Annotated in this window: 16 protein-coding genes and 2 pseudogenes; 16 read left to right on the forward strand and 2 right to left on the reverse strand. The window is 72.1% G+C overall.

Features of this window, described 5'->3' with window-relative positions; all coding sequences use genetic code 11:
* Positions 1–74: 74 nt before the first annotated feature.
* Together dmpG and JOF36_RS04200 are read right to left on the reverse strand one after the other, a co-directional pair.
* Positions 75–1,124 carry a 4-hydroxy-2-oxovalerate aldolase gene (dmpG, locus tag JOF36_RS04195; protein ID WP_210025098.1) on the reverse strand — a complete coding sequence of 350 codons (1,050 nt, stop codon included), beginning with the start codon at positions 1,122–1,124 and terminating at the stop codon, positions 75–77.
* Positions 1,121–2,035 carry an acetaldehyde dehydrogenase (acetylating) gene (locus JOF36_RS04200; RefSeq protein WP_210025099.1) on the reverse strand — a complete coding sequence of 305 codons (915 nt, stop codon included), beginning with the start codon at positions 2,033–2,035 and terminating at the stop codon, positions 1,121–1,123. The genes dmpG and JOF36_RS04200 overlap by 4 nt, the downstream gene beginning before the upstream one ends.
* Positions 2,036–2,073: 38 nt before the next feature.
* Between JOF36_RS04200 and JOF36_RS04205 the strand changes: the two genes are divergently transcribed.
* The 16 genes and pseudogenes from JOF36_RS04205 to JOF36_RS04280 all read left to right on the forward strand — a co-directional run bounded on the left by JOF36_RS04205 (position 2,074) and on the right by JOF36_RS04280 (position 13,690).
* Positions 2,074–2,850, forward strand: a complete 777-nt coding sequence (locus JOF36_RS04205) for an IclR family transcriptional regulator (RefSeq protein WP_210025100.1) — start codon at positions 2,074–2,076, stop codon at positions 2,848–2,850.
* A gap of 324 nt (positions 2,851–3,174) precedes the next feature.
* A pseudogene (locus JOF36_RS04210) lies at positions 3,175–3,468 on the forward strand (transposase); the annotation flags it as partial.
* A gap of 502 nt (positions 3,469–3,970) precedes the next feature.
* Complete coding sequence (locus JOF36_RS04215; RefSeq protein WP_210025101.1) at positions 3,971–4,312, forward strand: STAS domain-containing protein; 342 nt, start codon at positions 3,971–3,973, stop codon at positions 4,310–4,312.
* Between the two features lie 291 nt (positions 4,313–4,603).
* Complete coding sequence (locus JOF36_RS04220; protein ID WP_210025102.1) at positions 4,604–5,209, forward strand: recombinase family protein; 606 nt, start codon at positions 4,604–4,606, stop codon at positions 5,207–5,209.
* The gene (locus JOF36_RS04225; protein WP_210025103.1) at positions 5,206–5,535 is read left to right on the forward strand and encodes a DUF6247 family protein; all 330 of its coding nucleotides are present in this window, start codon (positions 5,206–5,208) and stop codon (positions 5,533–5,535) included. Before JOF36_RS04220 ends, JOF36_RS04225 begins: the two co-directional genes overlap by 4 nt.
* Positions 5,536–5,790: a hypothetical protein gene (locus JOF36_RS04230; RefSeq protein WP_210036438.1), complete on the forward strand. Its 255-nt coding sequence runs from the start codon at positions 5,536–5,538 to the stop codon at positions 5,788–5,790.
* Between the two features lie 184 nt (positions 5,791–5,974).
* Positions 5,975–7,567 carry a TnsB C-terminal domain-containing protein gene (locus JOF36_RS04235; protein ID WP_210025104.1) on the forward strand — a complete coding sequence of 531 codons (1,593 nt, stop codon included), beginning with the start codon at positions 5,975–5,977 and terminating at the stop codon, positions 7,565–7,567.
* A gap of 2 nt (positions 7,568–7,569) precedes the next feature.
* Positions 7,570–8,343, forward strand: coding sequence for an AAA family ATPase (locus JOF36_RS04240; RefSeq protein ID WP_210025105.1), 774 nt, complete (start codon positions 7,570–7,572; stop codon positions 8,341–8,343).
* A complete protein-coding gene (locus JOF36_RS04245) occupies positions 8,340–9,617 on the forward strand; it encodes a hypothetical protein (protein ID WP_210025106.1) in 1,278 nt (425 codons plus the stop codon). The genes JOF36_RS04240 and JOF36_RS04245 overlap by 4 nt, the downstream gene beginning before the upstream one ends.
* Before the next feature lie 108 nt (positions 9,618–9,725).
* Positions 9,726–10,166: pseudogene (locus tag JOF36_RS04250) on the forward strand (4-carboxy-4-hydroxy-2-oxoadipate aldolase/oxaloacetate decarboxylase); the annotation flags it as partial.
* 28 nt (positions 10,167–10,194) lie between these two features.
* The gene (locus JOF36_RS04255; RefSeq protein WP_210025108.1) at positions 10,195–11,277 is read left to right on the forward strand and encodes a Rieske 2Fe-2S domain-containing protein; all 1,083 of its coding nucleotides are present in this window, start codon (positions 10,195–10,197) and stop codon (positions 11,275–11,277) included.
* On the forward strand, positions 11,274–11,978 hold the full coding sequence (locus tag JOF36_RS04260) for an alpha/beta fold hydrolase (protein WP_210025109.1): 705 nt from the start codon (positions 11,274–11,276) through the stop codon (positions 11,976–11,978). Before JOF36_RS04255 ends, JOF36_RS04260 begins: the two co-directional genes overlap by 4 nt.
* A 28-nt stretch (positions 11,979–12,006) precedes the next feature.
* The gene (locus JOF36_RS04265; protein WP_210025110.1) at positions 12,007–12,285 is read left to right on the forward strand and encodes a muconolactone Delta-isomerase family protein; all 279 of its coding nucleotides are present in this window, start codon (positions 12,007–12,009) and stop codon (positions 12,283–12,285) included.
* Positions 12,282–12,473: a hypothetical protein gene (locus JOF36_RS04270; RefSeq protein WP_210025111.1), complete on the forward strand. Its 192-nt coding sequence runs from the start codon at positions 12,282–12,284 to the stop codon at positions 12,471–12,473. Before JOF36_RS04265 ends, JOF36_RS04270 begins: the two co-directional genes overlap by 4 nt.
* Positions 12,463–12,822: a protocatechuate 4,5-dioxygenase subunit alpha gene (gene ligA / locus JOF36_RS04275; protein ID WP_210025112.1), complete on the forward strand. Its 360-nt coding sequence runs from the start codon at positions 12,463–12,465 to the stop codon at positions 12,820–12,822. The genes JOF36_RS04270 and ligA overlap by 11 nt, the downstream gene beginning before the upstream one ends.
* On the forward strand, positions 12,815–13,690 hold the full coding sequence (locus JOF36_RS04280) for a class III extradiol dioxygenase subunit beta (protein WP_210025113.1): 876 nt from the start codon (positions 12,815–12,817) through the stop codon (positions 13,688–13,690). The genes ligA and JOF36_RS04280 overlap by 8 nt, the downstream gene beginning before the upstream one ends.
* The last annotated feature ends 75 nt before the right edge of the window (positions 13,691–13,765 follow it).

Consider the following 13,765-nt stretch of genomic DNA (forward strand, 5'->3'; position numbering starts at 1 on the left):
AGCTCCTGATCGTGTCGAGGGCCGTGCCGAGGGCCGTGTCGAGGGCTGTGGCTGCACCCGGACGCCGGTGGGCGTCACGAGACGGCCGCGCCCGCCCGGTCCCGTTCGGCGGCGAGCCCGATGGCCACGTCGATGATCATGTCCTCCTGCCCGCCGACGTAGCCGAGCTCACCACAGCGACGGAGGATCTCGTGCGGCGGGACCTTGTACCGCTCCCCCGCCCGCTCCGCGTGCAGCAGGAACGACGAGTACACGCCTGCCCAGCCCTGCACGATCGCGTTGCGGTCCATCTTCGGCCAGCGGTGCAGGTACGGCCGGACGACGTCCTCGGCCGCGTCGAGCAGCGCCGACACGTCCAGCCCGGTCTCGATGCCGAGCCGGTCGAACACGGCTCCGAGCACCTCGGTCGGCGAGTTGCCCGACCCCGCTCCCAGCGCGCACAGCGACCCGTCGATGTACCGCACACCGGACTCGTAGGCGATCACCGAGTTCGCGACGCCGAGGCTGACGTTCTGGTGCCCGTGATAGCCGACCCAGGCCTCGTCGCCGACCTCGGCCACCAGCGCCTCGAACCGCGCCCGCGCCTCGTGCATCATCAACGCGCCCGCCGAGTCGGTCACGTACGGCGTCTGGCAGCCGGCGTCGACCATGATCCGGGCCTGCTTCGCCAGGTTCTCCGGCGAGGTCCGGTGCGCCATCATCAGGAAACCGACCGTCTCCATGCCCAGCTCCCGGGCCACCCCGAAGTGCTGCGGCGACACGTCGGCCTCGGTGCAGTGCGTCGCCACCCGCACCATCTCCGCGCCGGCGTCGTGGGCCCGGCGCAGGTCGTCGGCGGTGCCGATGCCGGGGACCAGCAGGACGGCGATCTTCGCCTGCCGGGCCTCCTCCCGCGCCGCCGCGATCAACGTCATCTCGTCGGTCAGCGAGAACCCGTAGTTGAACGACGACCCGCCGACCCCGTCGCCGTGCGAGACCTCGACGACCTCCACCCCGGCCCGGTCCAGCGCCCGCACGGTGTCCCGCACCTGCTGCTCGGTGAACTGGTGGGCCATCGCGTGGCTGCCGTCGCGCAGCGTCGTGTCGGTGATGCGGACGTCGTGCGTGATCTCCGGGCGGGTCATGCCGCTGCTCCCTGCTTCGCCTGTGCCATCAGCTCGCCCACCCGGGCGGCGGCCGCCGTCATGATGTCGAGGTTGCCGGCGTACTCCGGCAGGTAGTCGCCGTTGCCCTTGACCTCGAGGAAGATCGCGACACGGCCGTTGCCGCCCCACGCGTCCTGCGGGTCGTCGAACTGCGGCTCCGCCCGCAGCGTGTAGCCGGGCACGTACTCCTGCACGTCGGCGACCATCTCGTGGATCGACCGCGTGATCGCCGCCTGGTCGGCATCGGCCCCGATCGCGCAGAACACCGTGTCCCGCATGATCATCGGCGGCTCGACGGGGTTCAGGATGATGATCGCCTTGCCCCTGGCCGCGCCGCCGACCTCCTCGACGGCACGCGCCGTGGTCTCGGTGAACTCGTCGATGTTCGCCCTGGTCCCGGGCCCCGCACCGCGCGAGGCCACCGACGCGACGATCTCGGCGTAGGGCACCGGGGTCACCCGCGACACCGCGTGGACCATCGGGATCGTCGCCTGCCCGCCGCACGTGATCATCGAGACGTTCGGGGCGGCGATGTGCTGCGCCCCGTTCACCGGGGGCGACACCATCGGCCCCAGATGCGCCGGCGTGAGGTCGACGGCCTGGATGCCGGCCTCCGCGTAGCGCGGCGCGTTCGCGATGTGCGCCTTCGCCGATGTCGCCTCGAACACGATCTGCGGCAGCCGGTCCTGGCGCAGCAGCCAGTCGACGCCCTCGGCGGACGCGGTGACGCCGAGCGTGCGAGCGCGCGCGAGGCCGTCGGACTCCACCACCCCGACCATGTACTCGACCTCGATCGCCGCGCTGCGCTGCAGCTTTGCCAGCAGGTCGGTACCGATGTTGCCCGGTCCGACGATCGCGGCCGTCACCTTCCGCACGATTCCGTTGGCCATGGATGGACTCTGGCAGCGCGTGGCGCGACGATGAAGGAATGCGTTCCACTCACCGAGACGATGGGCCGAACACGGTCATTGGCCGCGCGTTCACCCTGCTCACGGCCTTTCGGGCCGGAGATCAGGAGCTGACGCTCGCGGAGCTGTGCCGGCGAACCGGCATCAACAAACCCACAGCGCATCGGTTGCTGCGCGAGCTCGCCCAGTGGAACGTCATCGAGCAGACCCCGGGCGGCATCCGGCTCGGCATGGCGCTGTTCGAGCTCGGGCAGCTCGCTCCGCGCCAGCGCGGGCTTCGTGAGGCGGCAGCGCCCTTCCTCGCCGATCTCTTCGAAGCCACCCGCGAGACCGTGCACTTGGCCGTCCCGGAAGACATCGAGGTGGTCTATGTTCAGAAACTCGAAGGACGCGGCAGCCCGACGGTCGGCTCCCGCATCGGCGGCCGTATGCCGGCCTACTGCACCGGTGTCGGTAAGGCGATGCTCGCGTACGCCCCTCCGGGGCGGCTTGCCGCCGTGGTCGAGGCCGGTCTGCGCCGGCGAACACCCCGGACCGTGATCGCCCCCGGCCTGCTCGAGCGAGAACTCGCCAGGATCCGCGAGCTGGGCGTTGCCGTGGAGCACGAGGAATCCACCCTTGGCATCGCGTGCGTGGCAGCTCCAGTCCTCGACGCTGGCGGCATCGCCGTCGCTGGGGTGTCCATCACCGGGCGAGCGCACCTCGACACCGCACGCCTCGCCCCCGCCGTTCGCACCGCCGCACTCGGCATATCGCGTGCACTCGGCAACGGCTACTTGTCGAGCCCGCACCCGTAGCGCGCCACTGAGGCTGCCGGTCGCCCACCCAGCGCTGACGGAGATGAGGCTCCGGCCTAGTACGGGTGGATCATCGGTGGCCGGCAGGGCGCTGTCGGGTCACCACCGCGATCGGGGCCAAGACCTGGCCAGCCATATCGCCATCGCCCCGAGTAGTCCGTCTCGCCGCGTTCTCAGGCACGCCGTGCAGCCCGGGCAGCAGGACACGTAGGGGTGCTTTCGGCCTAGTTGCTGCAACGGCCGTTCGGCGGTCTCTGCGATGATCACGGTCGTGGTGGTGGATCGCGGCTCACCCTCGTTGCCACCACCTGCTTCCCGCTCGCTGTGCGGCTGCATGACCGGGTGGCGGGCGTTTGGCTGGCGGAACCACGGGTGCGGATGCGCCGGTACGTGTCCGGGTTGGTCGCGGGGCTGGAGCGCAAGAACGGCTGGACACTGGCCGAACACGTTGGTGAGGGCTCGCCGGACGGGATGCAGCGGCTTCTGCGCTGGGGGGACTGAGACGTCGATGGGCTGCGCGACGACGTGCGCGATCACGTCGTGGACCAGCTCGGAGATCCGGGCGCGGTGTTGATCCTGGATGACACCGGGTTCGTGAAGAAGGGCGCCCGAAAGGCCAGCAGTTGGCATGTCGCCGCTCCCAGACCCGGGCGGGCCGTTCACACACCACCACTTTGATCCACGCGCCGGGACGTCGCAGGTCCTGGCGGGAGAGGCCGAGTCATGGATTGCCCACCAGTCACCTGCACCGGTAACGGACGTCCCGATCCGCCCCCGCCGCCGCAACCACCGAGGCCGGGCGTGACCCCCGGGCTGATCTAGCGCACACCCACCGACCAGCGACGACATCGGACGCGTGCCCTTCGGTCCGGTGCCGCGGCCCGACGGCGGCGGCGCTGCGAGTCGACCAGCGCCGCCGCCGACAACGACACCGACGACATGTGATTGATCAGGAATCGGAGCAGCCGCTCCCAGGCGTACTCGGGGGTACGCAATGCCAGCACAGGTACCACGGCCGCGCCCGCTGCGACCGGCCCAGACCGGGGATGCAGACCCGGTCGCCGGTCCCCGACGAACACGACCAGAGCGCACCGCGCCGGCTGCGCTGCCGGATCTGGATGTGCGGTTGCACGCGCCGCTGGCCGAGGTCGTGATCGTGCGGGTCGCGGGCACGCTCGACGAGCACAGCACCGCGTTGCTGGCCCAACGGGTCGGTCCACAGTTCGAACGCGCCGCCCATGTTGTGCTCGACCTCAGCGAGGTGAACCTGCGACGGTGCGGGGTGCGGCTCCTGCTCGATCTGCACCGCCACGCGATCACCCGCGGCGCGCGCCTGCACATCGCCGACGATGAGTGCGGCGCGGCGGCTGCCTTACTGTGCGCGGCCGGGCTGGATCGGGTGCTCGACCTGGTCTCGTCCGTGGACGCGCTCGTCGCGCTGATCGCGCCGCGGCCCTGCTGACCGACAGGCGCAGCGCCGCGGCAGCTTGAACTCCGTCCCCGATTTGATCAGCAGGATCGAGTGGCGGTCAAAGAGACAGGTCACCAGGAACGACGCCTGTCGACGATCCCCAATCGGAGTACCCCCGCTTCCCCGCGGGCAAGGCCGTTGGTCGTGCCGTTCCTCGGATGTCGAGAAGCGACCGTCTGTCGACGATCATGACCCGCACCGAGGACCCGCAGGTGGCGAGTGTCGGTAACTCGCGTCGCGAATCAACGACGACAAACCTCACCGCGGCGCTATTGTCGACCGATGTTGATCGGGTACGCGCGGGTGTCGACCGCGGAGCAGAACCCCGCGCACCAGGTCGACGCGCTGCACCGCGCCGGCGTCGCGGCCGACGACGTGCACCTCGACCACGCCTCGGGGGCGAAGGCGTCGCGCCCGCAGCTGGACCTGGTGCTGCGGCTGCTCCGGGCCGGGGACTCCCTGGTGATCACACGGCTGGACCGGCTGGGCCGCTCGGTGCTGCACCTGGTCACCCTCGGCGCGCAGCTGCGCGAGCGCGGGATCGGGCTGCGCGTCATCGAGCAGGGCATCGACACCTCGACCGCGGAGGGCCGGGCGATGTTCGGGATGCTGTCGGTGCTCGCCGAGCTGCAGCGCGAGCTGATCGTGGCCAACACCCGCGACGGACTGGCCGCCGCCCGCGCCCGCGGGCGCAACGGTGGGCGCCGCCCGAAGCTCACTGCGGCGCAGGCCGCGCACGCCCAGCAGCTCTACGACGGCGGCGAGCACACCGTCGCGCAGATCGCGGCGCTGCTGGGAGTAGCGCGCACGACGGTGTACGGGCACCTCAACCGCGCCGCGCCGCAGCCTGGGGCCGGGCCGGTGGCCCGGATAGGCTCACCGTCGTGAGCGCGACCTACGCCTACGACGAGCGCCCTGCCGGCGGGCACCCGCTGGCGCCCGGGGCGGCGCCGGCGGCGATCCGGGCCGCGCTGCTGCCCACCGACCAGGACGCCTTCGACGCCGCCTACGCCGCGGCGCTGGCCGCGTCGCGGGAGAGTCTCGACCTGGGCGAGTTGTTCCAGACGCTGGAGCACTGGCGGCGGCTGGCGCTGCTGCAGCGCGACCCGGAGAACTTCGCGCGGATGGTGCGGCGGGTGGCCGAGACGCTGTCCGGGGAGCCGGTGCCCGACGGTGAGCCGTTCGAGCTCACCCGGGCCAAGGCCGGTCTGTAGGTGTACCGCGTCGTCACCGACGACCACATCCAGCACCAGCTCGACGCGCTGCCCGTCGCGGCGCTGGCCGCGTTCGCCGAGCTGCGGGTGCTGCTGGAGCTCGACCCGTGGGCCGGCGGCCCGGTCAACCCGGCCAACCCGCACGGCCCGGTGCGGACGATGGTGTTCGGTCCCGGCCACGAGGGCGTTGCGGCCTACCTCATCCTGGAATCTGAGCGCAGGGTCGATCTCGTGCAGATCGCCTGGCTGGCCTGACGTGGGTCCGGAACGGACTTGGCGACCCTCGGCGGGTCGACGGGCCTGTGCACCGCGAGAGGTGAATCATCTGGGCCGTGACGATCCGGGCGGATCGGCTGGTCGTTCGTCTACGGCCGCGGCGGCGCACACCGAGCAGCGCCGCCGCACCGACGTGCCCGCGTTGCCGGGAAGCTGACTTCCGGTGACTCGCCTTGATCCGCAGTTGCGCGCCGCCGCGGTGGATCGGCTGGTCGCCGCGCGGGATGCCGGGACGTTGACCAGCGCGGAGGTGCAGCGCACCGCGGACGGGCTCGGCGTCGATCAGCGCACGGTGTGGCGGTGGCTCGCACACGCGGCGACCGGGCGCCCGGCGCGGCAGCGCTACCAGCTCACCGAGCAGGACATCGCCGCGTTCTACGACTGGCGAGGCAACGTCGCGGCGGCACGGCGGGCGCTGGTCAAGGCGGGTGCGGTCGGATTGCCGTCGCTGGCGACCTTGCAGCGGGCGTTCGCCGAGCAGTTGACACCGGCCGCGCGGGCCGCCGCGGTCGACGGCGTGGAGGGCCGGCGCCGGCACGAGGTGTACCTGCGGTGGGCGCCGAACCGGCGCAACGCGTTGTGGGAGGGCGACCACACCGAGCTGCCGGTGCTGGTGCTCGCCCCGCGGGCGCAGCGGCCGCGGAAGCCGTGGGCGACGCTGTTCATCGACGGCTTCTCACGGCTGATCATGGCGTGGGCGTTGTCGCTGTACCCGACCTCGGCGGTCGTGCTGGCCGCGCTACGCCAGGGCATCGTCGTCGACGCGGCGCGAGGCCCGTTCGGTGGAGTGCCGGAGGCGCTGCGCCCGGACCGCGGGCTGGAGTTCATGGCGACCGCGATGGCGCGCTCGTGCGCGGCCCTGGGGGTGGAGCTGTTGCCGACCCCGCCCTACACCCCGCACCGCAAGGGCAAGATCGAGCGAGTCAACCGGACCCTGGACCAGGAGTTCCTGTCCGGGTTGCCGTTCTACACTCACGGCCCGCGCGGCGCGGACGGGCGGTTGTTCGGCCCGGACGCCGACCCGATGAGCCTGGAGTTGTTCAGCCACCATTTCGCGGACTGGGTCGCCGACTACAACCTGCGGCGGGTGCACAGCGAGCTGGCCGGGCAGACCCCGCTCGGGCGCTGGCGGGAGGACGCGACCCCGCTGCGTGAGGTGCCCGCCGAGCAGCTGCGGTGGATGTTGATGGCCGACATCGAGCGGACGATCAACAAGGACGGGGTGCACTTCCAGCGGGTGCGGTTCATCGCCCCGGAGCTCAACGGGCTGGTCGGCGACCGGGTCCAGGTCCGCTACACCCCGCACGACCTGCGGCAGATCGAGATCTTCCGCGGCGACACCTGGTTGTGCACCGCCTACCCGCAGGACGAGCTGACCGCCGAGCAGCGCACCGCGGTGCTGGCCCGCCGCCACGCCGACGCCACCGAGCTGGGCCGACGGCAACGCCGGGCCAGCCGGCGGGCACGCGCCCGGCTGGCCCCGCTGACCGCACCCGGCCCGGGCGAGGACACCACGGTGATCACCGCCGAGCAGGACCGCCAGGAACGGCGCGAGCGTCGCCGTGACGACGACGGGCGCGAGATGCGCCGGCTGGGCCGTACCGACCTGCTGGGGCTGCACCGCGACTTCGAGTACTGGAACCCGCCGCGTGACCCGAAGCCGGCGGCAGCACCCGAGGCCGGGCCGGCGACCGGCGCAGACGACAAGCCCGGCGAGGCCGGGGCCGAGGGCACGGTGAAGGACGGGAAGGGATAGGGATGGTGCGGCATTTCCTGGATGTCGAGGGCGCGGCCACGCTGCCCACCGACTCGTTGCTGATGGTCGAACGGGCGGTGACCGACCTGCTCACCGTGCAGGCGATGGGCACGGTGCACGGCCCGGCCGGGCTGGGCAAGACCTACGCGGTCGAGCAGGCCCTGACCCGCGCGGTGGCCGACGGGCGGGCCGGGCGGGCGCCGTGCTGGGTGAAGTTCCCCAGCCGTCCCACGATGCGCCTGGTCGCGGCCGACCTGCTCGCCGAACTCACGAGGGTGCCGACCGGGCGCGGGAACCGGTTCGTGCTCACCGAGCAGCTGGTCGAGGAACTCGCCCCACCGCCGGGCGGCGGCGGGCACGTGGTGGTGGTCGACGAGGCGCAGAGCCTCAACACCGAGTGCATCGAGTACCTGCGCTACCTGCACGACCACCGGGCGACGCGGTTCGCGTTGCTGCTGGTCGGCGGGGACGGCACCTGGAAGGTGCTCTCGCGGGAACCGATGCTGCGCTCGCGGATCTACCGCCGGGTCAGCGTGGAACCGCTCACCCCGGCCGAGGTGTGCGCGCTGATCCCGACCTATCACCCGCTGTATGAGGGCGTCGACGCCGAGCTGCTGCTGTTGATCGATGACCACTTCGCGCACGGCAACCTGCGGCACTGGGCGGCGTTCACCCGGACCGCGGCCGCGCTGTGCGCGGCCACCGGCGCCGACCGGGTCGATGAGACCGTGGCCCGCAACGCGTTCACCCTGCACGGCGGCGGCGTGAGCGCGTGACCGGCTCCGCCCCGGCGCTGGGCGGCCGCGTGGGCGCGACGCCGGCGGCGTCGGCCGGGGCGGGGCTGCGGTGGGTGCACGATCCCGATGACGACCACGCCTGCATGCGGCAGCTGACCGCGTTGCACGATCTGCCCGGCGGGCGGGCGGTGTGTCATCCCACGCCCGGCGCGACGTGGCCGGTGCTGATCCGGGACCTGCTCGAGGCCCTGGGCAAGCCGCGCGACGCGCTCGCCCGGGAACGGCGCCTGCGCGATGGCGGGCGCCTGGTGCAGGTCTGGATGTGCGCCGAGCGCGTCGAGCACTTGGTGGTGCTGCGTGCGCACCTGCTGCGGCCGGCGCTGCTCGACCGGTCCGCCGAGCTGGCCGCCGCGACCGGCACGACGATCTGGCTGGTCTGGCACCACAGCGACCCACCCGGCCCGGCCGGGATCGGTGAGGTGTGGTCCTGGCCCGCGGCGGTCGACACCCTCCGGCGTGGCCGCGTCCGACCGTTGTCGTCGGAGCAGGTCCGGCTGCGGTCGGTGGACGCGATCCACCGCGACGCGGTCGCCGAGGCTCGGCGCGAGGCCCGGCTGTGGCGGGTTGCCCCGCCCCGGCAGCGCCGCTACACCCAGCCCGGTTGCGAGCTCGGGGCGTTGCTGCAGCGGCTGAGCATTGACGCCGCCACCTGGGCCGAGCTGGACCTGCGCCTGGACGCCGCGCGCGCCGGGTTCGCCATCGAGGGGCTCACCCTCGTGCTGCCCGACGCGCAACATCTCCGGGACCTGATCGGTCCACGCCTACCCGCACCGGTCGTGACCCGGCTGCGCCGGATCGCGTGCCCGACCAGCGCCGTCGCGCTGCTGCTCGCGTGGGCCACCGACGCCCGACCCGGCCGCATCTCAGGGTGCATGCAGCGCAGCGTCAGCCCCGACGGCGGACACGTGAACCTGTTGCCGGGCCGCTACCGCATCCCCGGATCGGTCCAGGTCATCCTGCGGGCCGCCCTGATCGAGCACCGCATGCGCGGGCTCCCGACCTACACGTTCCTCGCGCGACCCGACGACACGTCGTACTGCGCCCAGGCCATGGCCAACCTCATCACCCGCGTCGCCGGCCGCGCCGAGGTGCTCCTGCCTCCCTCGTTCGAGCGCAACGACTTCGGCCCCGAACGGCCCTTCGTCGCCGAACTGGTCAACACCGGACGGGTCCGACTCGAAGGAGCCCCGCCCCGACCGCGACTCCAGCCCGACCACGACTCGCTACCTCGTCGCCGCCGCTGGAGACCCTGAGCCTGCCTGCTCCACGCCGCTCCCCGTCGTGCCGAACGCTGACATCTCATGCGGCAACGTACTGACATCTCATGCGGTTTCCCACTGACACATCCATGCGGCTCGACAGGCATGTTCGGCGAGCTGTTCGCCACGCAGTTGGCCGTCCGCGGCGTGCTCGGGCTGGTCATCGACGCCGGCGTGCGCGACGTCGCCGACCTGACCGCGCTGGGCTTCCCGGCCTGGTCCCGCGCGGTCTCCGCGCAGGGCACGGTCAAGGCGACGCCCGGCTCGGTCAACGTGCCGGTCGTGGTCGCCGGCGCCTGCGTGCGCCCGGGCGACGTGGTCGTCGCCGACGACGACGGCGTGCTGATCGTCCCCCGCGAGGAGGCGCCCGCGGTGGCCGCTGCGTCGCTGACCCGCGAGGCCGGCGAGCAGGAGAAGCGGGAGAGGTTCCAGGCCGGCGTGCTCGGCCTGGACGTCTACGGCATGCGCCCGACCCTCGAGCGTCTCGGCGTCACCTACGTCGACGAACCGGCCGACGACGCCGTTCCCGCCCCCTCCGCCTGAACCCCTTTCCTTCCCCCCAGGAGATCCCGTGGCGAACAACCCGATTGTCAAGAACGGCTGGTACATGGGCGCCTGGTCCGACGAGGTCGGCCGGACCCTGCTGCAGCGGTGGATCGTGAGCCGGCCGGTGTGCTTCTACCGGCTGCAGGACGGCAGCGTCACCGCGATCGAGGACCGCTGCCCGCACCGCAGGTACCCGCTGTCGCTGGGCCGGCTCGACGGCGACGTCATCGAGTGCAACTACCACGGCTACCGGATCGACGCCGGTGGCGTCTGCGTCGGTGTGGCCGAGCAGCCCGACACCCCCAAGGCGTCGGTGCACCGGTTCCCGCTGGTGGAGCGCGACGGCGTGGTCTGGATCTGGACCGGTGACGCCGAGGCGGCGGACCCGGCGCTGATCCCGGACACGCCGTGGCTGTCGGACCCGGGCTGGACGCACGTGAAGGGCCTGGTGCCGCTCAAGGCGCGCCAGGTGCTGCTGGCCGAGAACCTGCTCGACCTGACGCACGAGACGTTCCTGCACCCCGGCAGCATCGGCAACGCGGCGGTCGCGGGCACGCCGATCGACGTGACCAGCGAGGGCGACCGGGTGTCGTTCGTCCGGCACATGGTCGGCATCGAGGCGCCGCCGTTCTACGAGAAGTCGATGGGGCTCACCTCGCCCATCGACCGGTGGCAGGACGGCGACTTCCACGCGCCGGGCGTGTTCATCCTCAACATCCGGCTCGCCCCGACCGGCACCGAGGAGCCCGAGGGCTTCCACATGAAGGTGATGTACGGGCTGACCCCGGCGACGGAGACCGAGACCCACGACTTCTTCGCCCTGGGCCGCGACTACCGCATCGACGACGCGGAGCTGTCGACGTTCCAGCTCGAACAGCAGCTCGCGGTGATGCAGGAGGACGTCGACGCCCTCGAGATCCAGGAGGTCATGGTCGCCACCGAGCCGCCCGGCGTCCGGGAGTCCAGCATCCGGTCCGACGTCGCGGGCATCCGCGGCCGCCGGCTGCTCGAGAAGCTGGCAGCCAAGGAGGCCGCCGCGGCCGGGGAGGCCCCGGCCCCCCGGCGTCCGCGTGCGGCGGCGTCGTCGGTGTCGGGGGCCGGGGCATGAGCGCCTTCGTCCTCGTCCACGGTGCCTGGCACGGCGGATGGTGCTGGGACCGCGTCGCCCCGCTGCTGCGCGACGCGGGGCACGAGGTGCACGCGCCGACGCTGACCGGGCTGTCGGAGCGCGCCCACCTGCTCTCCCCGCAGGTGGGGCTGGACACCCACGCCGAGGACGTCGTCCGGCTGATCGACACCCTCGGGCTGAGCGACGTCGTCCTGGTCGGGCACAGCTACGCCGGCCAGGTCGTGACGGCGGTGGCCGACCGGCGACCCGCGGCGATCGCCAAGCGCGTGTACCTCGACGCCTTCGTCGGCGCCGACGGCGAGGCCGCCCGCGACCTGCTGCCCGAGACGGTCGAGCACCACTGGGCGGAGTCCGCGGCGGAGGCCGGGTTCGGCTGGCTCGTCCCGGTGCGGAAGCTGTCGGTGCTCGGCGTGACCGATCAGGCCGACGTCGACTGGCTGACCCCGAAGCTGACGCCGCACCCGTGGAAGACCTACACCGACCGGCTGCACCTCACCGGCGCGGTCGACGACGTCGCAGCCGCGTTCGTCGAGTGCGTGAGCTGGATGCGGGTGTTCCAGGCGCAGGCCGAGCGGGCGCGCGAGCGCGGCTGGCCGGTGCACGAGCTCGACACCGGGCACGAGGCCATGGTCACGGCGCCCAAGGCGCTGGCCGACGTCCTGCTCGACCTGGCCCGCTGACCCCCATCTGAGAAACCAGGAGTGACCCGTGGAGTTCCTCGTCCGGTCCGAGAACCGACTGCCCGCCGACACCCCGACGGAGCGCCGCGAGGAGCTGCGGGCCGGGGAGCGCGCCCGGGCCATGGAGCTGCGCGCGGCCGGCGTGCTGAAGCGGCTCTGGCGCGTGCCCGGGCGCAACGCCACCATCGGGCTGTACGAGGCCGCCGACCCGGCCGAGCTGCACGACGCCCTCGTGTCGCTGCCCATGGCGCCCTGGCTGAACGTCCACGTCGAGGCGCTGGCCACCCATCCCCAGGAGCGGTCATGACGGACACCGTCGGACGGGAGCTGCGGATCTCCTTCCGTCAGTTCGACGGCGCGATGCTCGGCCGGTGCTGGTGCGGGCGGACCTACTCCAGCTCCGACCCGAGGGACATGTGGGCATGGCTGGACGACCACGCGCACGCGGGACTCCCGAGCGACAGTGGTGCGCCGGGAGGTCCTCATGACAGCTGAGGGACGGTTCGACCTGCCGGGGACCTACGTCTTCGACGGGCAGGCCAGTCGGCGTGGCTACCGCATGAACAAGATGTTCATGACCCTGCGCGATCCCCACAGCCGGACCCGTTTCCAGTCCGACGAACCCGCCTACTGCGACGAGTTCGGCCTGTCCCCGGAGCAGAAGCGGGCGGTCCTCGACCGCGACTGGCAGGCGATGCTCGACCTGGGCGGCAACATCTTCTACGTGTTCAAGTTGGCGATGGTCGACCAGAAGTCCATGCAGTACCTCGGTGGGGTCTTCACCGGGATGACCGAGGAGGAGTTCGTGGCAGTCATGCGCGCAGGCGGTCGCATCGATGGCTGAGGTGATCTGGGGTCTGGCGACCTCGCACGTCCCGTCGATCGGGGCCGCGATGGACCGTGAGAAGACCGAGGACCCGCAGTGGAAGCCGCTGTTCGACGGCTATCAGCCGGCCCGTGAGTGGATGGCCCGGCACCGTCCCGACGTGGCGATCGTGGTCTACAACGACCACGCCAACGGCGTCGACCTCGACGTCGTCCCGACGTTCGGCATCGGCACCGCCGAGCGGTACCGGGTCGCGGACGAGGGCTTCGGCCGGCGTCCGGTGCCCGACGTCGTGGGTCATCCGGAGCTGTCGCTGCACCTGCTCGAGTCGCTCATGGACGACGGCTTCGACCTGACCGTCTTCCAGGAGCTCGACGTCGACCACGGTCTCACCGTGCCGCTGTCGGTCTACTGCCCCGACCCGGGGGAGGCCTGGCCGTGCCCCGTCGTCCCGCTGATGGTCAACGTCATACAGTACCCGCAGCCCACGGCCGCGCGCTGCCTCGCGCTGGGGCGGTCGATCGGCCGGGCCCTGGCGACCTTCGACCCGGACACCACGGTGGCGATCTTCGGTACCGGCGGGATGTCCCACCAGCTCGCCGGCGCCCGGGCGGGCTTCATCAACCCCGACTTCGACGCCATGTTCCTCGAGGTGATCGAGACCGACCCGGAGAAGCTGGCCGCGCTGTCCCGTGAGGACTACATCCGGGAGGCCGGCTCGGAGGGCATCGAGCTGATCATGTGGCTCATCATGCGCGGCGCGATGAACGAGCAGGTCCGACGGGTGCACTCCACCTATTTCGTCCCGGCGTCGAACACGGCGGCGGCGCTGGCACTGTTCGACAACCGGATGCCCGGACGAGTCTCACGAGGCCGGGCGGGCTGACCCCACAGCCCACGCCTCACCCCGGGCCCGGCGAACTCCGTCGAGCAGCCGGCTGCGGCCGGCGGCCGCTCGCTC

The organism is Pseudonocardia parietis (assembly GCF_017876315.1).
In the GTDB taxonomy this organism is placed as follows: Bacteria; Actinomycetota; Actinomycetes; order Mycobacteriales; family Pseudonocardiaceae; genus Pseudonocardia; species Pseudonocardia parietis.